Consider the following 24,804-nt stretch of genomic DNA (forward strand, 5'->3'; position numbering starts at 1 on the left):
ATTTAGTGTTTTCAGGATTGCGATATCTGGAATGAAAAACGCCTGCCCCTAAAGGCAGGCGTTTAATGAGCGCTTACGCACAAGAGCATTTAACCTTGTTCTTCTGCGGACTCTGAAGCATTTTCTGCTTGAGCTGCCTGCTCAGCTTCTAGCTTTGCACGCTCAGCTTTAGAAACGTACTTAGGCTTATTACTTTTATGAAGCTTTGCGTTTTTCTTCTTTTGCTTCTTCTTGAGGATCTCGTTGATCTTCTTCTTACGGTTCATGTTGATTCACTCACTCTTCATGATTGGCGCACAGGGTATCTTTTCTATGGCTTACGCTCAAGAGAATCCCCATTTTTTAGCTTCAGTCCCTTCACTCCGCATCGCTAAACACCAACCCTTTTGGCTACAACACCCCAAAAATAGAAATTAATCTACTTAGTGCGCATTTTTCACTCACCACACTACCCGCAGATTAACATTTTAATTACATTACTGGTTCGACCACATTAGGAGCTAACCAATGTCTCAGCAACCCCGTGTCACTTGTACTATCGACAAAAACAGTATCGCCATCGTATCTTTGAACCGCCCAGAGAAAATGAACGCTATTGATATGGGTATGTTTGATGCGGTCAAAACAACCATCAAGAAACTAAAGTCAGATCGCTCCATCAGAGCGGTTATAGTCAAGGCCAATGGTGACAATTTCTGTTCAGGTCTTGATGTTAAATCCCTGATGAATGATAAAAAAGGGGCAGCTAAGTTGCTGTTCAAGTGGTGGCCTACCTTTGCCAATGATGCTCAGTTTTTTTCTGTCGGCTGGCGTACTATTCCATGTCCTGTGATTTTTGCTTTGCATGGGCGCTGCTGGGGTGGCGGCTTACAGTTAGCCAGTGGTGGTGACTTCCGCTTTGCTCATCCAGAAACTAACTTTTCGATCATGGAAGGGAAATGGGGTCTCATCCCTGATATGGGCGGCGCTTTAGCCTTCCGTGAGTTGATGCGTCAAGACAACACTTTAGAAATGGCGATGACAGCAAAAATTATTGATGCCGATACCGCTAAAGAATACGGGTTAGTGACAAGAATTTCTGAACAGCCATTTGATGAAGCTTATCGGCTCGCACTAGAGTGTGCTGATCGTTCACCAGATGCGGTTGCAGCGACCAAAAAACTCTACAACAAAACTTGGTGGTCGAGCCCGGGCTGGGCGTTGTGGCTTGAAACTTGGTATCAAATCAAAGTCATGATTGGTAAGAATCGAATCATCGCAGCCAAACGCGAGAAACAAACGCAATTAGATGAGCCGAAAAAAGCTTATATGCCAAGAAAATTCCAATAGCCTAGCAGCGATCATCGCTTTGGGCACATGAGGATAATCTCTCCGCTCTCCTATGACCGCTGTATCACATCTAATACAGCGGCTCTATTTCTTTTAAGACTCTCTCTCAACACTCCACCAAGTTCACATATTTGCAACAACTTCACCTGATAAATCAGCAAAATAGATCAGTTTCCTCTATAAATTAAGCAGCTCACAAATCATTCAAATAACACAAACCACGATCAAAGGGTATGTGAGCTCAATAAAAGGAACGTAATATGAAACTCAAAGGAACCGCTCTACTCACCACTCTCATCCTTTCTGGCTTTGTTGCATCAGAAGTTCACGCTGCAACAGAATGGAACGTATCTCTGTGGGGAAAACGTCGTGCATTTACTGAAAACGTAGAAAAGTTGGCTGAGCTTGTCGAAGCAAAGACCAATGGTGAGTTTAAGCTCAACATCTCTTACGGTGGACTATCAAAAGCACGTGAAAACCTTGATGGTATTTCATTTGGTGCATTTGAGATGGCTCAGTTTTGTTCGTTCTATCATTCCGATAAGAACCCAACAATCACGGTGACAGAACTGCCATTTTCAAAAGATGTGTCACTAGCACGCGTATCTGAAATCTACTCACAAGTATTCAAGCACCCTATCGTAGTGAAAGATCTTGCTCGTTGGAACGCAACTCTGCTGATGCCTACCCCGCTTCCTCAGTACAACATCGTGAGTAAAGGTGATGTATTAAAATCTCTTGATGACTTTGAAGGGCTACGTGTTCGTGGGCCTGGTGGCATCATGGGTGTCCTTGGAAAACTAGGCGCAGTGAAAACCGGCGTTCCTTTCGCTGAAGTTCGCCAATCGATGGATTCTGGTGTCATTGATGCGGCCTCTTTCGCACCTCATGCTCATCTAGCAACTAACTCATACAAGGTTGGTAACTGGGCGACAACCAACCTCAACCTTGGTTCAGCAAACTGTCCTGTAGTGGTAAACACTGAAGCTCTTGAAATGCTGAAACCTGCCCATAGAGATGCACTGCTAGGCTCTGTTGATGAGGCGCTTGCCTATTATGTAGAAAACTACGATCAAAACACTACAGGCAAATACGAAATGGCGGTTAAGGAACAAGGTCTGAATATGGTGACCTTCACGCCAGAGCAAACTGAAGAGCTCAACAAACTGTCTGAGTCCGTACGCCAAGAGTGGATTGCGAAATACAAAGGCAAGTTTGACGCTCAAACTCTATTTGATTACACAGCGGGCTTATTCGCTGAGAAGTAATTTCCTATAACTACTCATCTTCCAGCCCCAACTTCCTTGGGGCTGAAGCATTCAAGCTAATCAAAAATATAGGAGCTCATATGTCAGCAGCAGCTTCCGTCTTGGAAGACGATTCGAAGCTCAGTCGTATTGACCGATGGTTCTTCAAACTTGAGTCTGTGCTTAACCTAGCAGGTGGACTGGTTATTTTTATGCTGGTATTTCTTGCCACCATTAATGTGCTAGGTCGTTGGCTATTTTCTGCGCCCATCAGTGGCTATGTTGATTGGGTTGAACAAGCCATGGCATTTATTGCGTTTTTTGGTATCGCTTACACCCAACGTATGGGTGGACACATTCGCATGGACATCCTAGTTGGTCAGCTACATCGTCGTAAGCTTTGGCTTACTGAACTGCTAACCACGTTTGTCATGCTGGGTGTCACTTTGGTACTGATTTACGGATCTTATCTCCATTTTTGGCGTGCATACTCAATTGGTGATTCTTCTCTTGATATTAACCTCCCTACTTGGCCTGCAAAGCTTGTAGTGCCATTTGCATTAACCGTACTCGCATTGCGCTTTGTACTGCAGATCTGGGGATTCTTGCGTGCATTTAAACAAGGAACGGATACACCTGTCGCCGTACCACTCATCGAATCTGCTGCAGAAGTTGCCGCCAAGGAAGCGGAATCTGTCAGTGGCAATGACAAGTAGGAGGGACTCTTGTCTGAATTAACCGAAACCATGGCCAATATGGATCAAATAGAAATTGGCCTTTGGGTATCAGGAGCAATGCTACTGTTCGTTATACTCGGCGTTCGAGTTGCATTTGCCGCCGCAGTGGCTGGCTTTCTAGGTCTGTTGTGGATTTTTAGCGCTAAGTTTGGATTTGAGCGTGGTTTTCAAGTTGCGGTTAAAATGGCAGGAACTATTCCACACTCAAAAGTGTCTTCTTTAGCCCTTTCTCTTATCCCAACTTTCATTTTAATTGGCTATTTGGCTTACCACGCCGGACTCACTAAATCGCTATTTGAAGCCGCTAAGCGCTGGGTCGGATGGTTACCAGGTGGTATGGGTGTTGCTACCGTATTTTCCACGGCTGGCTTTGCGGCAGTCTCAGGTGCATCGGTCGCAACCTCAGCAGTATTTGCCCGTATCGCCGTGCCTGAAATGCTCAAACTGGGTTACGACAAACGCTTTGCTGCAGGGGTGGTTGCCGCTGGGGGCACTTTGGCCTCATTGATTCCACCTTCTGCAATTTTGGTGATTTACGCAATTATCGTTGAGCAAGACGTTGGTGCTCTGCTGATGGCAGGGTTCATTCCAGGATTTGTGTCTGCGCTTATCTATGGCGGACTAGTGATATTTCTAGCCATGACCAAAGAGAACTTTGGACCGCCAGTAAAAGGATATACTTGGAAACAACGCTTTGAATCTCTGCCTGCTGCAGCACCGATATTCTTTGTTGTTGCCATTATCATGGTCTGTATCTATGGCGGTGTTGGCACACCAACAGAAGCCGGAGCGTTAGGTGCAACTGTCATCTTATGTGTAGCTTTATACCATGGCAGTCGATGGAAAGAGCTAAAAAGCTCCCTCATGGAAACGGCCAAGCTCTCGGCGATGATTTTTGCCATCATTTGGGGGGTATTAATATACGTTCGCTTCCTTGGCTTTGCCGATTTACCAAGTGCATTCTCCGATTGGATAGTCAGTTTGGAGCAAAGCCCAATGCTGACCTTACTACTCATTTTGTGCGCCTACGCCATATTAGGTATGTTTATGGACGCAATTGGCATGCTATTGCTCACCCTACCCGTGGTTTACCCTGCAATCATTGCACTTAATGGCGGTGCAGATGTAGCAGCAGTGGATAGTGCATTTGGCGTATCTGGTGTGGGCTGTGCGATCTGGTTCGGTATCATCGTAGTGAAAATGGCAGAGCTATGTCTTATCACCCCTCCGATTGGACTCAACTGTTTCGTCGTCGCTGGTGTGAGACCAGAGTGTTCGGTTCAGGATGTTTTTCGTGGTTGCATGCCATTTTTTGTCGCAGACGTCATCACTATTGCCGTACTAATTGCCTTCCCAGGTATCGTTCTTTGGTTACCGAACTTGATAGGCTACGCTTAGCGAGAGGCAAATAACCTAATCCATGTTAAAAGCACCTAGATATTGCTAGGTGCTTTTTTATCGCTACAGGTCATCAGGTGTGAAGTTAGTTTTAAAGGTAAAAGCTTGAGGGGAGTCTCCTTGTTGCCGCAAGTGTTCTAACCGCTGCAAGGCCTCGTCGATTGTAGGAATGTGTCCATCTTCAACCCACCACAAAACATAGGTGTCTTCCGCTAAACGGTGAAACCACTCGCTTTTGCGTCGCATGAAATCTCTATGATGGGTGCGAAACATAAAATTTTTAAGGGAATCAACGCCTTCCCATACAGACATGTTGATAATCATTTTTGGATCTTCAAACACCTTAATACTGGTCGCATCACCGCTTTCATCTTTTAAACGCCAGATAAATCCATCACTTCGTTCAGCTATCGCATTTACCTCATCGAGGTTATCAACAAAATCTTTAAGCTCATCACTTTCTAAAGGATATTTGGCTAAAGCGATATTTAGTTGTGCTAGTTGCATTGATTGTCCCTTCATTGCCCTTTTGATTGTCACCAACCACTATCTTCGCAATCACTATATTTAGCAATTCAACTTTCGGACTAGGGTGTTGGCCTATGGTCTCACCCAAACTTTATGAAAATCAAACCACCCCAATGCGTTGGCTTTTGCGTTTTGTAATGAGCCACAGTGATCTTTACTCAGACCTAACCAGCAGTGAAACATAGGAATGATCTGTTTCGATTCTATGATGCTTTTACTTAATTGTTTGCCGGGGAATGCGCCATCTGATGTCGCACGCCAGTCGTTTACTAAAGTACGCCACTTGGTAAACTCTTCCGGTTGGCTCATACGCTCAATATCACTGTAGCCAAACAACCATCCTGCCAAGCCATCTTCGCGATTGGAACTCAGCCCCATGGGTTTTAGCCAGATATCCACGTTTGAATCCGACGGTAAATCGACATCGTAGCGTAGATAATTCACCTCGAGGCCGTCCGCTCTTAAAATTTCTTCGATGGCTTTGGATTGGCGCTTAAAACCCGGATGATAACAATGGTAAGCGATGTTGACGGTTTTCTTACTTGGTGGAGTCTGTACGCCTGTCACTGGTTTGGAATGAAACCAACCAGGTTTGAGTCCATGAGCATGCAGCAACCCGAGCTCACCAATTTCATCTTTAGGAAGCCTTTCAAACAGGGCGAAACTATTAAGCTTTGCCACAAAATAGTTCGCCCATTCTTCGTCCGTTGCCAGCCCAGAGCGACGATTGAGCAACAAATATGTACACCCAGGGTCGAGATCGACTTCTTCATGTTCATGGCTATCGGGTTTAACAGGGTGTTGCAAGCTTGGATACACCAAAGTCGAGAAGGTTTCATCAACCACCCACACTTCGACTTTATCCAATAGCGGTCTATAGCCAAAATAGTGATCAAACGCTTCCAGTACCAAGCGTTTATCATCATTACTCACAACTCTAAATGGCCCAGTACCTATCGGTACTAAATCGGAATGTTCACTCTCTTCATCGCTGTAGGGAACAATTTTGGCGTTGGTTTCTGTGAGCAGTAGTGGCAGGCGATAGTCAGGTTGAGAAAGCTTGATGTCCAATACATTCTCAGAGAGCTGTTCAATATCAGTGATGTGCTCAAACAGCGGTGATTTTGCCGAACGAGTCAAGCTCTCGATAACTTGTTCGTTGTGGAGAAGATTGCCATTGTGACAACGAATATTCGCCCTAAGATAGAAACGCCAATGTGTATCGCTGAGCATCTCCCATTCGTGGGCAAGATCTCCTTGAACTTTATCGTTCTCATCCAATCGAGTAAGGCCACTAAATACTTGGCGAATGATGTGTTTCTCTGAGCGGCGCGTTGGCTTATGCGGGTTGAGGTTGGCAAGCGCTCGGTAGTATGGCAAGCGTATAACTTGCTGGCCTTGTTGGTGCTGAAGACCCAAATAGTCCTGTATGACCTGGGTTAAGCGAGACGGGTCTCGTTCTAGCACATTCAACGCTTGGCCAATTTTTCCCTCTTCTAAGTAACGCTTGGCAAGATTTTCACTCACATCTTGCTTATTTCGTTTGAAAAGGAGTTTAGAAAGCTTCCCTCGCCCAGCAGCAGGATGCCACTCAATCCAGCCTTCTTCGGCCAGCTTATTCAATACAATACGGGCATTACGGCGTGTACAAAACAGGATCTCAGTGATGTCCTCTAGCTGTACATCACTGTCTTCACCAGCATAGTGTTCAAATAACGTTTCGAATTGAATTCTTAAGCGAGGGCTACTCATAAGGGGAAATACTCTTTATTACTTAACCAAGCGTATTTCCTATTTTATACCCAAAGGGTTTGACTCCACCAGCCTGATTTTATTGAATGGCGATACCTAAGTGTTCAGCAACTTTCGAAAGTTGAAGTTCATCATCGAGTCGAATTGACCATTTCACTTCATTATCATTGGCAATCAACATGTTTGCGCCCTTCCCCATTATAGTTAACGCATCGAGCTGGGCTTGCATGGTTAGACGCAAATCTCCGTTGAGACGAACCACGATTTCAAATTGGTTCATAATAATCTTGCCAGCGCTAAACTCTATTACCACGAATTACCTCTTTTTTTGTTTCACTGCAATGGTAAGGCGGCTAGTACACACTAGGCGTTGCTGCTCGTCAACGATATCAATCTGCCATACTTGAGTAGATGCGCCTAAATGCATTGGTTTTGCCGTACCTGTGACGAAACCTTTGCGCATCGCCCTGACATGATTAGCGTTAATATCAAGACCGACGCAATAGGCATCTTCACCCACGGCAAAGTTTGCAGCAATAGAGCCTAACGACTCTGCGAGTACGACAGATGCACCACCATGCAACATCCCAAGTGGCTGGTGGGTATTGGCACATACTGGCATGGTTCCAGAAATCGAGTTCTCAGTAAGGTGTGAATACTCAATGCCTAGGTGCTCAACCAAGGTGTCCTTGGAGGTGGCGTTTAAGATCTCTAGGCTGATCTCTTTTTTCCAAATACTCATTCTGGTTTCCTTACGTCAATCGATACAGAGCGTTGATTAATCATTGTCTTGGTAAAAGTATTGCGGCAAGTTATTGGTTATACTTATAGATAATTGCTGGGGTCGTATATACCCCAATTGAATTAGCCTCAAAGACTAACCGATTTTTACTCGGTTTTTAAGTTGATTAGTCCAGACTATTGCTTGGTATCAAGGAGTGACTACATGCCAATCAAACGCACCATCTTTTGCATGACAATCGTAAGCCTCATTGCGGCATGTACTACGTCACCGACAGGTAGAAAACAGCTGATCATGTTCTCCGATAACGATATGGCTGCGCTCGGGGCGCAATCATTTGAACAGATCAAACAAGAGCAAAAAATATCTAAAGACAAAAAGATTAATCAATACGTTCAGTGTGTCTCGGATGCCATCACTAAGCACGTCGGGTCCCAGCCGGGCTTTAAAGCTTGGGAAGTGGTTGTCTTTGATAGTGACCAAGTCAATGCATTCGCACTCCCAGGGGGGAAGATTGGGGTTTATACCGGACTATTAAACGTTGCACAGAATCAAGACCAACTAGCAACGGTAATAGGGCATGAAGTGGCTCATGTATTAGCGGATCACTCTAACGAAAGGCTATCAAACAGCCAATTGGCGGCTGTTGGTATGCAGGTGGGCAACGTGGCAATTAAAGATACCCAATACCATGATTCCGCCATGGCAGCACTTGGACTTGGCTTACAGTATGGGGTGATCTTGCCTTATGGCCGAACACAAGAATCAGAAGCTGACATCATCGGGCTTCAATTGATGGCTAAAGCAGGCTTTGACCCCGCCCAAAGTGTCGAGTTATGGAAAAACATGGCTCGCGCCTCTGGAGGTAACCAACCACCAGAGTTCTTTTCTACCCACCCTTCCCACTCGACTCGAATCAACGATCTCTCTACGACAATGACTCGATTACCTAAGTCAAAAATCAGCAAGCCTAACTGTCAATAATAGCCAATTCGATTAAAAACCGTTCGACCAGTAGAGTAAATTTACTGGTCAAACCTCGGATTAGTTAATAACAATTACTTATATAACTGTTTTTAATGACTTTTACATCCACCATTGAGCATATTCACTCCTTATAAAAGCAAATCAAGATCTCAATTCAACCATCAAATCCAAACATTTGTTTAACAAAATATTCACATCGGACTATCATGCATTGAACCGTAATGGTGGTAGTTAAAATTTAATAATTAAAACCAACCCTAAGGGGGTCAAGGATGAAATTAAAGCAAAGCCCTTTGCTTGTTGCCTCAATCTTACTGGCTTGTAATGCTAATGCAGCGGGTTTCCAAGTTGCAGAACATTCTGCTTCTGGACTTGGACGAGCATTTTCTGGTGAAGCAGCGGTCGCTGATGACGCAAGCGTGCTGGCACGTAACCCAGCTGCGATGACACTGTTTAAACAAGCTCAGTTTTCAGGTGCAATGTCGATTGTTGACCCAGAGGTCAACGTCACTGATGTAACTGATCCGAACAAACCTCAGAAGTCTACCGATGTTGCGCCTATGGCATTCGTTCCAGCGGCTTACTTCGTGAGTCCTATTGATGACAAATGGTCTTACGGTATTGGCTTATTCACAACTTATGGTGTGGCTACTGATTACCCAGATGATATCGATGCTGGGGATATGGCAGGTAACACCTCTCTTGCGTCAGTGAACTTTAACCCAAGCTTTGCTTATAAAGTTAACGAGCAATTTAGCGTGGGTGCGGGTATCAATATCGTCTACGCTGTTGCTGAGCTCAATAGACACCTAGGTTCACTTGCCCCTAACTTCTCTGGCCAACCCTCTGATGACCTGATCTCAATGGAAGGTACCACCTTTTCTCTTGGCTGGAACGTCGGTGCGCTTTATGAGCTCGATGAAAACAACCGCTTTGGCTTAGGCTACCGCTCTCCTGTAGACCTAGAGTTCCAAGGTGACTTTACTGACCACACAGGGTCTATCAGTTCAAAGACTGCGCCAAGTACTTCAGACGCAGACCTCAATGTGTCTCTTCCTGATATTTTTGAACTATCTGGTTTCCATCAACTTAACGAAACTTGGGCGGTTCACTATAGCTGGCAACGCACTATGTGGAGCAAATTTAAAGAGCTTCGAGCAACTAGCTCCTCGTGTGATCTTGCTGGTGGTGTTTGTTTCCTTAAAGAAGAAGATTATTCAGACAGCAATCGCTACTCCGTCGGTGCAACATATCATTTGAACGATGAGTGGACCTTGCGTGGTGGTTTAGCGCTTGATGAACAAGCAGGCAAAGCGACTCTGAGCATTCCAGATTCAGATCGTCATTGGTACTCAGCAGGTGCGACGTATCAATACAGCGATAAGCTTAGCTTCGATGCTGGCTTTGCACTAATTGTCAGCAAATCAGGTTCGTTCAAAGAAACTAACGCCGCTGACATCGAATATACATTCGAAAGTGAAGGTAACGCTTACGTTACTGCATTCCAAGTTAACTACCTATTTGACCAATAAAGCAAGGAGTCGTACATGCTAATGAAACGATCGTTAACGCTTCTCGCATCGGCAGTCATTCTTGCTGGTTGTGGAGATAACAGTGAATCCTCAGGTAAATCAAAAGTTGCGATTGAGGCTTATCTACAAGCCTTGCAAAGTCGAGCGACAACTATTGATTTCCAACTCAGTGGAGCAAATGCGTGGGTACCGCCACCAAGTGTCCTTCTAAGAGATACACAAGACGGCACGCTTGCCTTGCCAACTGGCACAAATCCTGCGCTTTCTAACCCATACGCATCAATGAACACGGCCGATGGGTGGGGCATCACTACACCAATTAGTTTACGCTTTGATGGTGCGGGTTTTACAGCTAATACTGTCATTACTTCAGGTATCTACATATTCCAGTTATCGGGTGGATTAACCGATTCAACACCACCGACAATAACTGGTCAAATCACCAACTTTACCGCCGTCACTAGCGGAGATTCGATCAACATTGTCTTCGCCGAGCCGCTGGATGAGAAAACTAACTACATCTTTGCTCTGACTGACGATATCGTTGACAAAAATGGCGACCCAGTCGGCACATCATCTAGCTACGCCACGCTTAAATCCAGCCAAGTTTCCTACCCATCTGGTGATCTAGCGTCTGCGCAACAAGTGGTAAAAGGTGTTGAGCAGTACATGGCCGGCGCATCTATCGACGCCACCAAGATTGTCTACTCCACTTGGTTCTCAACCCAATCCGTGGGGGATTCGCTTTATGCCACTAAAGGTGCGATTGCAACTGGTATAGACGTAGCTAACATTGGTGCGGTATGGAAAGATGGGGCTAACCCGAACAGTGTTGATCTAAGCTCAGCTTACACCTTTACTTTTGGCACGAGTGAAGATTTTGCCACAGCTTTGAATACGGACACGAACTTCAATAAGTACATTGCCGATGACGATACCGACGCTGCAACCAAAAAAGCTGCAATACTTGCAAGCTACACCGCAAGCACCGTGACAGTCACTAAAGGTAGTGTTGCACTCCCTTACTTTCTTGAAAACAGTGCCACGACATTTGGCGTAACACCATTCGCCTCGGCCATGCCAAGCTTGGCGCTTATCAGCAACAACTTTAGCGACAGTGTCATACAATCACAGCTCGCAGCGCTCGGTATTAATAGCGCCGCTGATTTGGCCGATCCAACCAAACAAGCCGCACTGATTGGCCAAACGCTGACCAAGTCAGATGGTAGCCAGCTTGATTCTGAACGTGTCGTAACGCAATACGCTCCCGTTCCGCAAATTAAGTCGCTACAAAATGTGCCTTTCTTACTGTTTACGCCGACCACTCCAACTGGCAACTTCCCAATTGTGGTTTACTCACATGGCATCACGTCAGCAAAAGAAAATGCCTATGCGTTTGCTAAAAACTTGGCGGCTCAAGGCATTGGTTTGATTGTTATAGATCATCCAATTCACGGTGAACGAGCAATTGCAGATAGCCTATCGGCTAACAGCAATATTTTGAACTACCTGAACCTAAGCTATTTAGCGGTCGCTCGCGACAACATTCGTCAGAGCATTCTAGATACTATGGGGCTACGAGCGGCGTTAACTTATCAGTACAGTTCAGGTTCGCTAGTAGGGACTGCATTGGCTAACCTAGACAATCCGGTCACCAATGCGCCTCGCTTCTTAGGCCATTCGCTGGGTGGTATCACTGGGTTTAGTAGCGTTGCTGTTGCCAACCAAACCCTGAACAATGCTTCTGGTGATGCACTATTCACCTTTGGCTCGGCGACAATTGCTAACTCTGGTGGCCAGATCGGTAACCTGCTGTTGGCATCAGCAAGCTATGGACCGCTGATCAAACACAACTTGGCAAGTGCGGCAAGCACAAAGTACGCAACGTATGCAGCAGAAAGCTGTACAAGTCTGAGTGGAGCCGCTTGTTATAGCCAGTTTGAATCCTTAGCGGATGCTGCAACCTTGGCTACACTTGAGGCTGGATTTAACTCATTTATCTACGCAGCGCAAACGGTCATTGATACGGTCGACCCTATTTCAATGGCGTACCGCACCACCTCATTTGATTCGCTTCCAGCACTGTTTATCCAGTCAAAAGACGACGATACCGTGCCAAACAGTGTAAGCACAGCGCCATTTGCAGGCACAACGCCACTCGCAACCAAAGTGACTCCAAATGTAGCCAATAGCGGTAATTTGCCGACTAACCAAACACAACTCTTGGTGCAGTTTAACAACACAGCCCAGCACAGCACGTTTGTGTCACCACAAAGCGACACAACACCGCTACCAGCTGACTACTACCACCACACTGAAATGCAGCGTCAAATCGTAGATTTCTTCGCTGACAATTCATTGGCAACAGTAGATAACAGCAACTCAGTGTTTGAGTAATCTTTAGAATTACTCCGCCCACTAAAAAAGGAGCTTTCGAGCTCCTTTTTCTTTTAGATACTTTATTGACGCTTAATTGAGTAATTCTTTCGCAATCAAATGTAGCAAATACGTTTCTCGTTCAATGCTCATGCCCTTTTTGTCACTCTCTGCAATGGTCTTTTCGTTGTGAGCAATAGCCTCATGGATATTCACCCACATCGCTTTCATGCCATTTTTGATTTCATAATCTTCAAAATTTGGCGTACCTAGCTCTTCATCAACTTCACAAACATAGCAGTAAGAGATCATGTGCATTACATCAGCATCATCTTTATACCAAGGGCGAAACTCTTCGTAGGTACCGTAAGGTTTGATATTACGAATATTTTGCGCACCTGTTTCTTCTTCTAGCTCACGCACCATGCCTGCAATCGTATCTTCGTCTTGGTCCAAACCACCACCGGGAATGGTGTAGTCATGATAGCGCTCAGTATATAGCAATAAGATATCTTCGCCGTTAAGCGCAATGGCTCTTGCCGCCTTGCGCTGGAAAATAGATTTGTCGTCAAGATGCTCGATGTCAGGGTGAGTCGTGGTTCGAAGGTGTCTCATAGATTGGCTGATTACTGCATGAAAAAGTTGTGCGCAGTGTAATAAAAGCAAGCCCTCGAATCCAGAGATTTGAGGGCTCGACTAAATATTGCCTAGGGCGTGTTGACCTAATATTGCTGTTTAGCCATCGCTAGTGATTTGTTCAATAAGCTCTTGCTGAACTTGATCAGCTTGGTCCACAGCTATTTGGCAGGTTCCTGCGGCTTGGTGGCCACCGCCATTATATTTAAGCATCAACTCGCCAACGTTGGTCTTAGAACCACGGTCAAATATTGATTTGCCGGTAGCAAAGACAATGTTTTGCTTTTGGAAGCCCCACATTTTGTGAATTGAAATGTTGCACTCTGGGAACAACGCATAAATCAAGAAACGGTTTCCGGCGAATATCGTCTCTTCATCAGTGAGATCGAGTAAAACTAAGTTATCGTGAACCGTGGCACAGCGCTGAATCTGCTCTGCAAACTTAATCGAGTGTTCACGGTAAAGATCAATGCGCTCTTTCACATCAGGCAAGCTAAGGATTTCTTCGATAGTGTGATTCTTACAATAATCGATCAAATCCATCATTAGCGCATAGTTAGAAATCCTAAACTCACGGAAACGGCCTAAACCAGTTCTCGCATCCATTAAGAAGTTGAGCAAGTTCCAACCTTGAGCATCCAAGACTTCATCACGGTCAAACTGGGCCGAGTCCCCTTTGTCTACCGCTTCCATCATGTCTGCCCATTCACTTGGGAAAGTGTCGAAGCCTCCGTAGTATTCCCATACTACGCGTGCCGCCGATGGTGCATCGGGGTCGATTTTGTGATTATTGCGTTCACCGCTGTTGCGGATCGTCTCCGACAAGTGGTGATCAAAAACTAAATGTGCTTTCTCAACATAAGGTAAGTTAGTGACGATATCATTTTCTGTGATTTCGATGATCCCATCCTGCATGTCCTTCGGATGCACAAATTTAATATCATCAATCATGTCCAGTTTCTTGAGTAAAACCGCACATACCAAGCCATCAAAATCGCTGCGCGTCACCAAACGATATTTCTTCTCAGACATTATTTTCCCTTTTGTCTTTGTTGAACTGCCATTCATCTACAAAATGACATAGATTTGACATAAAACCACTATCACAAATTGGTTAAGTTGCTTATAGTTAGCTTCATTATAAAGCCGCAAATTGGTGATAACCTTTTTGCCTAATTTCTCTAAATATAGACATGTTGTCACTAATTGTCCGTTAGCACGACTATATTTCTGCATAAGAACACAGACCTATTCAGTTTATTAGGAGACTGATCATGAAAACAACTATCCTTGCAGCTTCAATTAGCCTTGTAACTCTATTTTCTGCTGCAACGCAAGCTCAAGACGTTGCGCTAATGCCTTCAATGGCAAACCCTGCTGCGGAGTTCTGCCTATCACAAGGTGGCGAGCTAAAAGATATCGAGACAAAAGATGGTCAAGATGCACTGTGTGTTTTAAATGACGGTACTGAAATCGAACAATGGGAATACTTCCGCTCACAGACAGCTGACGCAGATGTAATGCCGGGTATGGCAAATCCAGCCTCTGTATTCTGTGAAGAGCAAGGTGGTCAAGTCGAGCTAGATGGTGATAAAGGCATCTGTGTATTTGAAAACGGTGACCGTGTTGAAGAGTGGGAGTTCTACCAACAACACGCTGAACAAGAGTCTATGCCATCAATGGCCAACCCTGCTGCGGTTTTCTGTGAGGAACAAGGTGGTGTTTCTAACCTAGACGGTACCTGTACGCTTGAAAATGGCGACAAAGTAGATGAGTGGGAATTTTTCCGCCAGGCTGAACAGCCACTAAACATGACTAACCCTGCTTCTAGCTTTTGTGAAGAGCAAGGCGGTGAAGTCACCATCAAAGAAACCAGCGAAGGCCAAGTAGGTTTTTGTGTGACTAAAGATGGCAAAGAAATTGAAGAGTGGGAATACTACCGCCAAAACAACTAAGCCTCTGAGAAAATGACTCAGCATGAACGCCCTGCCACGCTCTAAAGCGTGGCTTTTTTTGTCCATTACTACAACTAAAGGCGCATTAGCCTTTCCACCAAGATCGCATTGACGTTTCTGGGTCTAACATTCGATTAAGCATTGTAAGGTTGGTATCTAATATCGCTAACCAATGGGTTATTTCCTCATAGCTCTTATCAGGCGTGGTTGATTCGATGCAACGGCTAAGTAGAACTAGCATTGGTTGCAGATAGTCTCTATGCGAAGTGCCTGGTGCCAAGTCCTCTATCTGGGTCAGCGCATTTCTAGCCAGCCTCAGTGGCTCGCATCGTATTTCACTCAGTTTTTCAGTAAATACATTGGCAATCACCCCTTCCAAGTAGACTCTGTAGGTAGTGAGCGATTCAACTGCCAGAAATAATTGGGCATCCACACCTTTGTGTGGATAAAGCGCTACTATGTGTTCATCCAAACTGCGGCTCAAATGAATATTTACACCAGCATTGGTGCATCGGCTTTCCAATACCCTCAGTAGCCCTTGCGCATCCAACAATTGCTGAATTTCAAATATGCGTTCTAGATGGTAGTCATTGGACACCAGCGTAAGTTTTAGTGGCTCACCTTGACTCACAAGATTGGACTCAATTAACTTCTGAGCCAAATTTTGAAAGTTTTGGACCGTACTAAGCGACTCCGACTCAAGCAAAACCGCTTCAAGATTGAGTTGTTCGCCACCAAGTTCTACAAAGTACTGATGGAGTTTGTAAGCCTCAGAAACACTCTGCAAAGGTGTGATTCCGCCACAAAAAGCCACAGCAATATTTGAGCAATCACGTAGGGTAAGATACGACATTAGCGCATCAATTCGGCTTTTTCCTTCTGGCGTCAGGTTATCGTGTTGCAAGCGTTTACCCAACACCACAACTAATTGCTCAACCTTACATTCGCTCAACGTAGCTAACTCCTTAAATAAAAACGCAGTTATTCAAGCAGTAACCGTTTAGTTAAGCAATAGTGGTAATGTAACTGTGTCGCATCTTAGACAAAAGGTAGGTCATACAAGTGGCGTAGTTGGCGATGCAGCATTCGCTTAAAGCCACAACCTTCATCACTAACATAGCTAGATTTGTCGCAATAGGCGGCAACACGGTATGAGCCATTAAGTTGATATTGGATATCTCGCAGCATAACTTCAGCCAATTTAGCGCTTACCCCAGCTCCTCGATAACTTGGTAAAACGTAAACATAATGAACCTGAAAGAAGAGAACTGGCTTATCAAAGTAGCGACCACTGTTCACAACATCGATCCAATAGGCACAATAGCCGATGGGCTGATTGAAACGATCGGTTGCGAGTGCCACTTGAAAGAGTTCATCTTTAAGTGACTGTTGAAAGCGACTGGCACAGACTCTCCCTTCGGACTTAAGCCAAGCAGTACTCTCTTTATTTGTTATCGATTTACTGACATTTAGTAATAACGGATTTATGGCGTTCATATTTGCTCTTATATTTGCTTCCGTTACTTAATAGTCGAACACTTTCATCAGTTTTCAAGCACGAGATCTCACCCATTTTCTTGTTCACATCTAAAAAAGCCCATAAAATTAATCCATTACACCCTCTAATCAATTTTATCTTCGATATATGAACGCAATCATTGAACTGCTCCGTTCTTACATACCTGTTGCACAACAATCGTGGTTTACCGATGTACTCGCAATAACGCTGGGAAGCTTTATCTGCTGGCTTGTTTGGAAACTCATTTACACCCGTTTAGAGCTGCTAAGTTCCAAAACAAAAACGCGTTGGGACGATGTTTTCATCGTCGCCTTGAAAACTCCGATTAGCACCATGATTTGGTGTTGGCCTGCGATATCTTCAACGGGTTTGATCATTCAAACTTATATCGATCGAGACCTTGATTGGCTTGGCTCATTGCAAACGCTACTGGTCATTTTCATCATGACGTGGATTACGTTTCGCTTGGTTCACAACATTGAAGAAGAGTTCGCCAATAAAAAGAAGTATGACGTTACTACCCTGCAAGCCATTGCAAAAGTAGCTCGACTGTTCTTTGCAATACTCGGTGTTCTCACCGTCATGCAAAGCTTTGGTGTTAGCTTATCGGGTTTACTTACCTTTGGTGGTGTTGGTGGTTTGATTGCGGGTCTAGCGGCAAAAGACTTACTTTCAAACTTTTTTGGTGGGGTGATGGTCTATTTCGATCGTCCGTTTAAGGTAGGTGATTGGATTCGTTCCCCTGACCGCTCAATCGAAGGCACTGTAGAGCGAATTGGTTGGCGAATGACAGTTATCCGCACATTTGATAAACGACCTCTTTACGTTCCTAACTCTGTATTTAGTAGCATTGTGGTTGAAAACCCGTCAAGAATGACCAATCGCCGTATTTTTGAAACCATTGGAGTGCGCTATTGCGATCACCAGTCGTTGCAGTTGATCATCGATGAAGTGAAGACCATGCTTAAAATCCATCCTGATATCGATGCTAGTCAAACCTTGATCGTTAACTTCAACAGTTTTGGCCCATCGTCTCTCGACTTCTTTGTCTATACCTTTACTAAAACGGTCAATTGGGAAAGATATCACGTGGTCAAACAGGCTGTGTTACTAGACATTCTAGCCATCATTCACAAACATGATGCCGATGTCGCATTCCCTACTCAGACACTAAAAGTCGAGCAAATCACTGATCCACAATAATCTTAATGGTCAGCATCCGCTGGCCATATTTTTATTTCGCAATGCACAGTTCGCATTTTGCAAAACTAATTGAGCGCCTTTTTAACTTTCGTATAGAGCTCATCCGCCATATCTGTGGCGCTTTCGACCAGTTGCTCGTGGGCATTTTCTAAGTTGTCTGCTTCGACTACTTCAGTGATATGATCTTCGAAGTTAACTCCGACTGCCAAGCCAATTGTGAACATTCCAACGACAGCTACCTTTAACATAACTTGCTCCTGTCTCCATACTGCTAACCGATGCCTCCGAGCATTTGCAATTGTATTTATTCACTCGTAAAACAAACCGTTAGCAACAAATTTCCATCCAACATGATTCCTATTGGTCTAAACTCAACTAAAGGCTTAGATACCGATGGGAACCTTTTATGAAAAACCTCTCTTCACTCTTGTTTGCTCTGGTGCTCTGGGCTCCTACTGCATTGACCCATGCAGATACCTTGACCTTTGGCGTCGTTCCTCAACAATCTGCCAAAACTTTGGCGGCAAAATGGGGACCGATATTTGCGCACCTCAGTAAGGTGTCTGGGCATACCATTACCTTTGCTACTGCAAAGGACATACCAACCTTTGAGAATCGGCTCACTAAAGGGGAATATGATTTCGCATATATGAACCCATATCACTACACGGTGTTTTCTCAAAAACCGGGCTACATTTCGTTCGCCAAGCAAAAAGATAAATTTATTCAAGGAATTATCGTTGCGCACCGCAATAGCTCAATTCAACAACTTAGCGATTTAAAAGGGGCAAATTTGGCATTTCCGTCACCAGCAGCTTTCGCTGCAAGTGTTTTGCCTAGAGCGCAGCTCGAACTCGATAAAATTCCGTTCACCCCACACTATGTGTCATCACACGACTCGGTTTACCTATCAGTCTCAAAAGGTTTTTTTGTCGCAGGAGGCGGTGTCTATCGAACGTTCAATAACACCAATGAATCTGTTAACCGAGAGCTGAAAGTGCTTTGGGAAACACCTAAATACACCCCACACGCATTTGCTGCCCACCCAAGCGTCAAGAAAGAGGTAGTCCAAGATGTGCTCGACGCCTTGCTTACCATGAACAGCAGTGAAGAAGGAAAAGCGCTATTTAAATCAATTAACTTTAAGGGGATAGAACCTGCGAGTAACAGCGATTGGGATGATATTCGAGCGTTAGAAATCACCCTGCTCGACCACTTATTGGAATAAGATGAGGTTACATTGTCACTTAAATTTAAAACCATCTTTGGCGTCGCACTGATTGAAGCGATACTGCTGGCGATTCTAGTGACGTTAACGTTGAGTTATCTAAAAACAACCAACTATGAAGGGCTTACGGTTCGCGGTGAGTCCACGGCCAACTTGTTTGTCAGTACCGTTAAAGATTCCGTATTGAGTTATGACCTTGCGTCACTGGATTCTTATAGCGACGAACTTGTTACCAACCCCGATTTACTTTATGTCAGGGTCCTCAATGCAGAAGGGAAAATACTTGCCGCTAAAGGTTTAGAAGAGTTCCGTGATCGATTTAACAAGCCTGAACTGAGCGCAGACCTAGTAACAGATGGTGTGTATGACGTATCCAAACCCATTGTTGAAGCAGGTATCCAATATGGGCAAGTGCAAATTGGTTTTGATATGTCCTCGTTAAACGAGCAAATCGCTATAGCCAAAAAGTGGACAGCATTTATCGTGCTTGGGGAAATGGCATTAGTTGCCCTCTTCTCATACGTCCTTGGCAGTTTTTTAACCAAAAGACTTGGTAAGCTTCAGTTGGCAACTGAAAGGCTTTCTGAGGGTCGCCGCGATATATCCCTCAATGAGCAAGGCTCAGATGAAGTAGCCAAGGTAGCAAAAGCCTTTAACGCCATGGTTCAGCAACTCAAAAAGTCAGAACAAACCACGCTTGGCTATCAGAATCGATTAGAAGAGCTTAATGCATCACTTGAAAACAAGGTGGCTGAGCGCACCGCCGAACTCAATGAAAAAAACATACATCTAGAACAAGCCAACATCGCATTAAAAGAGGCGCAAGCCAAGTTAATCCAAACTGAGAAACTGGCCGCAGTGGGCACAATGGCAGCAGGTTACGCCCACGAGATCAATAACCCACTAGGTACCATCGATAGTAACCTGCAACTTTCTCAAGAATACTTAGAAGACTTTCGCAGTTTTGTTGATGAACTCACCCAAGCAAGTTCTCACTCATCTTTGTCCGATAGCCAAATAAAAACCTTTTTATCCAAGCACTCTTTGCAAGACTTGGAAGAGGACTTTCAAGATAGCCTGCAAGATGCGAGAAATAATGTTGCTCGAGTGAAGAAAGTAGTACATGGACTAAAAAGCTATTCTCAAATTGAGAATCAAACCAGCACTCGCCCGACCAATATCGTCAATTTGATACAAGCGAGTATCAAAGAAAGTCAGATATATGAGCCAAATTCTCAAGTAAATCTAAACTGTTTCACTGATATTTCCAGTCTCACCCTAGATGAAATTGAAATCCAGCAAGCCATTGTAAATATTATTAAAAACTCCCAATACGCCACTAAAAACACCCCTAACGCAATGATATCCATCGATGTCACTGAAAATGATAAATCCATTCAAGTGACCATTTCAGATAACGGTGATGGCATGCATCCTGCTCAAGTTAAAAAAGCCTTTGACCCGTTTTACACAACAAAGCCAATAGGAAAAGGGTCAGGGCTTGGATTAACCCAAGCGCGCAACACCATAATTCAACACCAGGGAACGATAGAGATTGATAGCCAGCTTGAAGTGGGAACAAAAGTCAGCATTTCACTGATGAAGCCCGACAGCTCCCAAACTTCCAAGCAGGCAATGCAATAAGGGGTGACTAAATGAGCAACGAAACGACGACTAACAATCCTAAAGCGAAGTTGATGATCTTAGATGATGAAGCTGACATCGTTAAAGCCTTAACCCGTGTTTTCCGTCGCGACTTTGAGGTAGCAGGTTTTACAGAGCCCAAAGCCGCATTAGAGGAACTTAGTTCGTTTCAACCTTCAGTCATCTTATCTGACATGCGAATGCCCGAGATGGATGGTGCTGAGTTCTTCAGCCATGCAAGGGAAATTTGTCCGGACGCTATTCGTATCCTATTGACAGGTTACGCCGATTTGGAAGCTACAACACGCGCTATCAATCAAGGCGGCGTCTACAGCTATTTATCTAAACCTTGGGACAACAACCAAATTCGACAAACCGTGGCTCAAGCTGAACAACACTATGCTTTGATCAAGGAGCGAGAGACGCTACAACAAGCACTCAAAGATAAAAATGACGAATTAGAAACCGTAAACCAAAGCTTAGAGTTAAAAGTGCAACAACGAACTATGGAGCTTCGTGACTCATATACGAAACTGCAAAAGACCCATGCTAGCCGTTCAGCACTATTTAAAGATGTATTGTCGCTCATCACCACACTGATCGCCTTTCGTACCGAAGGAGAACCTCAAGACGTTGAGCGTGTATCTCATCAATGCCGTATGGTCGCCATCGAGCTAGGCTTATCTGATATCCAAGTGCAGCACACTTATCTTGCGGCCATGCTACACAAATTGGGTATGGTGTCGGATATCGAAAGCCAAGTGATCAGCCAAAACTTCAATCAGTCCCATATCGCTCCAAGTTCTAACCCCGTTGCAGCCGCCGAGCTTATCGGCAACTTGAGCCGTTTCAAAGGGCTTGCCGAGTTTGTTAAGCACCAAGACGAAAACAACGATGGGACAGGTTACCCAGCGCATTTAAAAGGCGATGATATCCCCGTGGTTTCAAAAATTATCCGCGTGGTCAAAGACTACGATTACCTAGTTACGACAACCGACCCAACGGTCTTAAAATCCCCTGATAGCGCCATCAACTACCTTACCAGCCATTGTGGCGACATCTATGACAACAAGGTCGTTCAAGCGTTTCGCAAAGTGTTAAGGGACAGACCAAAAGATGAGATTCACGACATCGAATACTGTGTTGGCGTTGCCAAACTAAAAGCTGGAGACGTTGTAAGGCGAGATTTGGTCTTGCCTAACGGCACGACGTTACTGACTCGTGGTAGTGAAATCAGTCCCGCCATTTTGGACAAACTTAAGCATTACGAACAAGAAAACCGCACTAGCTTGGCTTACTTTATCTAAGGTACTTTATGTCTGAAGAGCTAAAAATCAAGATACTGCAACAGCAGCTCAAAAATGAAATAGAGCTTAGGCAGAAAATGCAAGAACGCCTGTTTCACGCCGAGAAACTGGCTTCGATTGGTCTATTGGCTGGTAATCTTGCTCACGAAATCCATAACCCTTTGGCGTTTGTCATGTCTTCAGTACAAACGCTCAAGGATGAAATCAACCATCTACCACTTACTGCTGAGGATAATCACGAACTGATTGAACTCACTGCTGACATTGAACGAGGGTTACAGCAAGTTCACGGCATCACCACCAACTACAAAAGCCAATTAAATCAGTCCAAGCAGATCATGGAGCCTCTCGATATAAGTACCCCAATAGAAGGCGCTATTTCCATGTTCAAAAGTGCCAACAATAGTTCCATTGAAGTCATTTGTAATAACCTCGACCAAGAACAGCAAATCAAAGGATGTGCGACTCGATTGCAACAACTGTTTTTGAACCTGTTCATTAATGCCGCTCAGGCTTGTGAAGATGACGGACAGATCAAAGTGAACTGCCATACCCACTCTCAAGATGGCAAAGAAAGCATCCTAGTTACGGTCGAAGATAATGGTTCGGGAATGGAGCCAAACACCTTGGTTCAAATCTTCGAGCCGTTTTTCACCACTAAAGACGCACAAACAGGCACAGGACTGGGCCTTGCGATATGCCAAACCATTGTCGAAGAACATAAAGCATCTATCGAGGTTAACAGCCAAGTGGGACAAGGCACTTGCTTTACCCTAACCTTTCCTTCCATTTCGGAATAATTGCTAGTCTGATCAAAGCTTGACCATCAAAGACTAACAAGCGCTAATTATTCGTTTTATTTACACAAATAACTCGTACAATTGGTACAACATTTCTTACCAGAGCAGTATTGTGGCTTTAAAACCAACTATTTATAAGTTTCGTATCAACTTAACTGATATGAACCGTGACCATTATTCGTCAGTAAACCTAACCATTGCCCAGCATCCTTCAGAAAACCTCGAGCGTATGATGGCTCGTGTTATGGCTTTTTGCCTTAATGACCAGGAGGATCTTGAGTTCACCAAAGGGCTTTCAAGCATTGAAGAACCTGACATCTGGCGTAAAAGCTTAGATGACCAAATCCTAGTTTGGATTGAAGTGGGCGAACCTGACGTTGAGCGAATTAAGAAAGCAACTCGCCTAGCGAAGGAAGTAAGAGTTTACTCATTTAATTCTAAGAGCGACGTTTGGTGGAATCAGAACCAAGGCAAGTTCTCTATGCATGCTGCCTCTGTCACACGTTTTGATAGTGAAGCTATTGAAACGCTTGCACAGTATGTGACTCGTACCATGGATATGTCAGTTATGCTGACGGGCAATTCAATTTTCGTTAATACTGAGCAAGGAGACTGTGAAGTCAGTTGGGAAACACTTAAGGAATAACCCATGACCACCTTGTATCAACATCTTCAATCGGTAGGCGCTACCGAACTTGAGCTCGTGCCACAAGAACAGATGTTACTTGATGAGATATGTACCAAATACCAACCGCTGTTTAACAACGCTTGTCGTCAAAACCCGACCAAGCCGTTATTGCAAATGTTGTTGGGTACGCTAACTCACGCCCATGTAGAATCATCAAGCACATTTGAAAACCAATTGGATAGCTTGATTAACATGAAGCAAGTAATAGATGAGAATTTAGAATCTGAGCACAGAGATAAGTTTAAAGCGCATGGCCCTGAAGAGCTTTTGTTGATTACTAAATTATGGGTCATGATCCAGGGCTACCTAAGAATGGACTTCAGCCTAGCCAATGATCATGCCGATAAGACGGCGAACTTAGTGACCCATTTAGTGGGGGCAGATCCCGATATCTTGCGCACCTCCATCATGAAGAGTTATTACATTGGCCAGCAAACCAGTCCAATAGAAGCACCCAAGCCAAATCTCCTCAGCCGGGTGCTAAACTGGTTCAGCCCAACAAGCTAAATGATTATTTCGCTTCGTTATCGATAGCTCTAATCACTTTACAAGGATTTCCAGCGGCGACTACATTCGCTGGAATATCCTTAGTCACTACACTTCCGGCACCAATGACACAGTTTTCACCGATAGTGACACCAGGACACACAATAACACCACCACCCAACCAAACGTTGTCACCGATTTTGATTGGGTAACCAAACTCAATCCCTTCTTCAACTCGGCCTTTCACATCCAAAGGATGGCCAGCGGTATAGATTTGCACATTGGGTGCGAATAGAACGTTATCGCCAATTTCAACCGTGTTAACGTCCAAAATAACGCAGTTAAAGTTGGCGTAAAAATTCTTGCCCAATTTGATGTTATTGCCGTAATCGCATCGAAATGGTGGTTCCAAGTAAAATTCACTTTCCGCATCTGGGATCAGCCTTTCTTGGGCAGCTTTCCACTCTGGGGTATTTGGGATGCTGTTGTTAAGTGCGTGAAGCGTTTTTCTGCACTCAACTCTCATATTCAGCAACTCTTCGTCCCATGCCAAATACGGTTCGCCCGCTAGCATTTTTTCTCTTTCTGTTTTATGCAAAGTACTACCTATTCTTACATATGAATTTGCTCGAATTATAGGGTCGACCAAATTCACGGACTGAGACCTAATCGATCTTTTTGTAAATCGACACACCCGCTTACAAACTGAC

The 24,804-nt window shown here is 44.5% G+C and carries 26 protein-coding genes; 15 read left to right on the forward strand and 11 right to left on the reverse strand.

All coding sequences use genetic code 11. The annotated features are described in order from the left end of the window. Positions 1 to 89: 89 nt before the first annotated feature. Positions 90 to 266 (reverse strand): DUF2986 domain-containing protein, encoded by a 177-nt coding sequence (locus J4N39_RS19080; RefSeq protein WP_252023866.1) that lies wholly within the window; start codon positions 264 to 266, stop codon positions 90 to 92. Between the two features lie 241 nt (positions 267 to 507). On the opposite strand from J4N39_RS19080, the gene J4N39_RS19085 reads away from it, so the two are divergent. From J4N39_RS19085 to J4N39_RS19100, 4 genes are all read left to right on the forward strand, one after another. Continuing rightward, complete coding sequence (locus J4N39_RS19085) at positions 508 to 1,329, forward strand: crotonase/enoyl-CoA hydratase family protein (protein WP_252023868.1); 822 nt, start codon at positions 508 to 510, stop codon at positions 1,327 to 1,329. Between the two features lie 260 nt (positions 1,330 to 1,589). Next, positions 1,590 to 2,597 carry a TRAP transporter substrate-binding protein DctP gene (gene dctP, locus J4N39_RS19090; protein WP_252023870.1) on the forward strand — a complete coding sequence of 336 codons (1,008 nt, stop codon included), beginning with the start codon at positions 1,590 to 1,592 and terminating at the stop codon, positions 2,595 to 2,597. Between the two features lie 80 nt (positions 2,598 to 2,677). After that, entirely contained in the window at positions 2,678 to 3,292 is a 615-nt protein-coding gene (locus J4N39_RS19095; RefSeq protein WP_252023872.1) for a TRAP transporter small permease subunit, read from the forward strand. Positions 3,293 to 3,301: 9 nt separating this feature from the next. Beyond that, positions 3,302 to 4,711, forward strand: a complete 1,410-nt coding sequence (locus J4N39_RS19100; protein ID WP_252023874.1) for a TRAP transporter large permease — start codon at positions 3,302 to 3,304, stop codon at positions 4,709 to 4,711. A gap of 63 nt (positions 4,712 to 4,774) precedes the next feature. On the opposite strand, the gene J4N39_RS19105 is transcribed toward J4N39_RS19100, so the two are convergent. The 4 genes from J4N39_RS19105 to J4N39_RS19120 all read right to left on the reverse strand — a co-directional run bounded on the left by J4N39_RS19105 (position 4,775) and on the right by J4N39_RS19120 (position 7,733). Next, entirely contained in the window at positions 4,775 to 5,218 is a 444-nt protein-coding gene (locus J4N39_RS19105) for a DUF3291 domain-containing protein (RefSeq protein WP_252023876.1), read from the reverse strand. Positions 5,219 to 5,311: 93 nt separating this feature from the next. Beyond that, complete coding sequence (locus tag J4N39_RS19110; protein WP_252023878.1) at positions 5,312 to 6,991, reverse strand: SgrR family transcriptional regulator; 1,680 nt, start codon at positions 6,989 to 6,991, stop codon at positions 5,312 to 5,314. A 79-nt stretch (positions 6,992 to 7,070) separates the two neighbouring features. Next, positions 7,071 to 7,304, reverse strand: coding sequence for a DUF3389 family protein (locus tag J4N39_RS19115; RefSeq protein ID WP_252023880.1), 234 nt, complete (start codon positions 7,302 to 7,304; stop codon positions 7,071 to 7,073). Between the two features lie 3 nt (positions 7,305 to 7,307). Next, a complete protein-coding gene (locus J4N39_RS19120; protein ID WP_252023882.1) occupies positions 7,308 to 7,733 on the reverse strand; it encodes a hotdog fold thioesterase in 426 nt (141 codons plus the stop codon). Between the two features lie 204 nt (positions 7,734 to 7,937). Here J4N39_RS19120 and J4N39_RS19125 point away from each other — a divergent pair, with 204 nt between their 5' ends. From J4N39_RS19125 to J4N39_RS19135, 3 genes are all read left to right on the forward strand, one after another. Continuing rightward, complete coding sequence (locus tag J4N39_RS19125; protein WP_252023885.1) at positions 7,938 to 8,717, forward strand: M48 family metallopeptidase; 780 nt, start codon at positions 7,938 to 7,940, stop codon at positions 8,715 to 8,717. 275 nt (positions 8,718 to 8,992) lie between these two features. After that, complete coding sequence (locus tag J4N39_RS19130) at positions 8,993 to 10,252, forward strand: outer membrane protein transport protein (RefSeq protein ID WP_252023887.1); 1,260 nt, start codon at positions 8,993 to 8,995, stop codon at positions 10,250 to 10,252. 21 nt (positions 10,253 to 10,273) lie between these two features. Next, the gene (locus J4N39_RS19135) at positions 10,274 to 12,649 is read left to right on the forward strand and encodes a VolA/Pla-1 family phospholipase (RefSeq protein ID WP_252023889.1); all 2,376 of its coding nucleotides are present in this window, start codon (positions 10,274 to 10,276) and stop codon (positions 12,647 to 12,649) included. Positions 12,650 to 12,721: 72 nt separating this feature from the next. Here the strand turns inward: J4N39_RS19135 and J4N39_RS19140 are convergent, their stop codons facing one another. After that, complete coding sequence (locus J4N39_RS19140) at positions 12,722 to 13,243, reverse strand: NUDIX domain-containing protein (protein WP_252023891.1); 522 nt, start codon at positions 13,241 to 13,243, stop codon at positions 12,722 to 12,724. 120 nt (positions 13,244 to 13,363) lie between these two features. Beyond that, the gene (locus tag J4N39_RS19145) at positions 13,364 to 14,296 is read right to left on the reverse strand and encodes an exopolyphosphatase (RefSeq protein ID WP_252023894.1); all 933 of its coding nucleotides are present in this window, start codon (positions 14,294 to 14,296) and stop codon (positions 13,364 to 13,366) included. Between the two features lie 242 nt (positions 14,297 to 14,538). Here J4N39_RS19145 and J4N39_RS19150 point away from each other — a divergent pair, with 242 nt between their 5' ends. Then, positions 14,539 to 15,219: a DUF333 domain-containing protein gene (locus tag J4N39_RS19150; RefSeq protein ID WP_252023896.1), complete on the forward strand. Its 681-nt coding sequence runs from the start codon at positions 14,539 to 14,541 to the stop codon at positions 15,217 to 15,219. An 85-nt stretch (positions 15,220 to 15,304) separates the two neighbouring features. On the opposite strand, the gene J4N39_RS19155 is transcribed toward J4N39_RS19150, so the two are convergent. Further along, the gene (locus J4N39_RS19155) at positions 15,305 to 16,171 is read right to left on the reverse strand and encodes a YdcF family protein (RefSeq protein ID WP_252023898.1); all 867 of its coding nucleotides are present in this window, start codon (positions 16,169 to 16,171) and stop codon (positions 15,305 to 15,307) included. A gap of 86 nt (positions 16,172 to 16,257) precedes the next feature. Further along, on the reverse strand, positions 16,258 to 16,716 hold the full coding sequence (locus J4N39_RS19160) for a GNAT family N-acetyltransferase (protein WP_252023900.1): 459 nt from the start codon (positions 16,714 to 16,716) through the stop codon (positions 16,258 to 16,260). 148 nt (positions 16,717 to 16,864) lie between these two features. Here J4N39_RS19160 and J4N39_RS19165 point away from each other — a divergent pair, with 148 nt between their 5' ends. Continuing rightward, complete coding sequence (locus J4N39_RS19165; protein WP_252023902.1) at positions 16,865 to 17,941, forward strand: mechanosensitive ion channel family protein; 1,077 nt, start codon at positions 16,865 to 16,867, stop codon at positions 17,939 to 17,941. 65 nt (positions 17,942 to 18,006) lie between these two features. Here J4N39_RS19165 and J4N39_RS19170 read toward each other — a convergent pair whose 3' ends face one another. After that, complete coding sequence (locus J4N39_RS19170; RefSeq protein ID WP_252023904.1) at positions 18,007 to 18,189, reverse strand: hypothetical protein; 183 nt, start codon at positions 18,187 to 18,189, stop codon at positions 18,007 to 18,009. A 158-nt stretch (positions 18,190 to 18,347) separates the two neighbouring features. On the opposite strand from J4N39_RS19170, the gene J4N39_RS19175 reads away from it, so the two are divergent. The 6 genes from J4N39_RS19175 (at position 18,348) to J4N39_RS19200 (ending at position 24,115) form a co-directional block, all read left to right on the forward strand. Continuing rightward, complete coding sequence (locus J4N39_RS19175) at positions 18,348 to 19,169, forward strand: phosphate/phosphite/phosphonate ABC transporter substrate-binding protein (protein WP_252023906.1); 822 nt, start codon at positions 18,348 to 18,350, stop codon at positions 19,167 to 19,169. A gap of 12 nt (positions 19,170 to 19,181) precedes the next feature. Continuing rightward, positions 19,182 to 20,813 carry an ATP-binding protein gene (locus tag J4N39_RS19180; protein WP_252023908.1) on the forward strand — a complete coding sequence of 544 codons (1,632 nt, stop codon included), beginning with the start codon at positions 19,182 to 19,184 and terminating at the stop codon, positions 20,811 to 20,813. A gap of 11 nt (positions 20,814 to 20,824) precedes the next feature. Continuing rightward, positions 20,825 to 22,120: a response regulator gene (locus tag J4N39_RS19185; RefSeq protein ID WP_252023910.1), complete on the forward strand. Its 1,296-nt coding sequence runs from the start codon at positions 20,825 to 20,827 to the stop codon at positions 22,118 to 22,120. Between the two features lie 8 nt (positions 22,121 to 22,128). Beyond that, the gene (locus J4N39_RS19190) at positions 22,129 to 22,920 is read left to right on the forward strand and encodes a sensor histidine kinase (protein WP_252023911.1); all 792 of its coding nucleotides are present in this window, start codon (positions 22,129 to 22,131) and stop codon (positions 22,918 to 22,920) included. A gap of 112 nt (positions 22,921 to 23,032) precedes the next feature. Then, positions 23,033 to 23,566 (forward strand): YaeQ family protein, encoded by a 534-nt coding sequence (locus J4N39_RS19195; RefSeq protein ID WP_252023913.1) that lies wholly within the window; start codon positions 23,033 to 23,035, stop codon positions 23,564 to 23,566. 3 nt (positions 23,567 to 23,569) lie between these two features. Beyond that, the gene (locus J4N39_RS19200) at positions 23,570 to 24,115 is read left to right on the forward strand and encodes a hypothetical protein (protein ID WP_252023915.1); all 546 of its coding nucleotides are present in this window, start codon (positions 23,570 to 23,572) and stop codon (positions 24,113 to 24,115) included. Positions 24,116 to 24,119: 4 nt separating this feature from the next. Here J4N39_RS19200 and J4N39_RS19205 read toward each other — a convergent pair whose 3' ends face one another. Continuing rightward, a complete protein-coding gene (locus tag J4N39_RS19205; protein WP_252023918.1) occupies positions 24,120 to 24,668 on the reverse strand; it encodes a sugar O-acetyltransferase in 549 nt (182 codons plus the stop codon). Positions 24,669 to 24,804 lie beyond the last annotated feature (136 nt).

It is taken from the genome of Vibrio sp. SCSIO 43136, from assembly GCF_023716565.1.
In the GTDB taxonomy this organism is placed as follows: Bacteria; Pseudomonadota; Gammaproteobacteria; order Enterobacterales; family Vibrionaceae; genus Vibrio.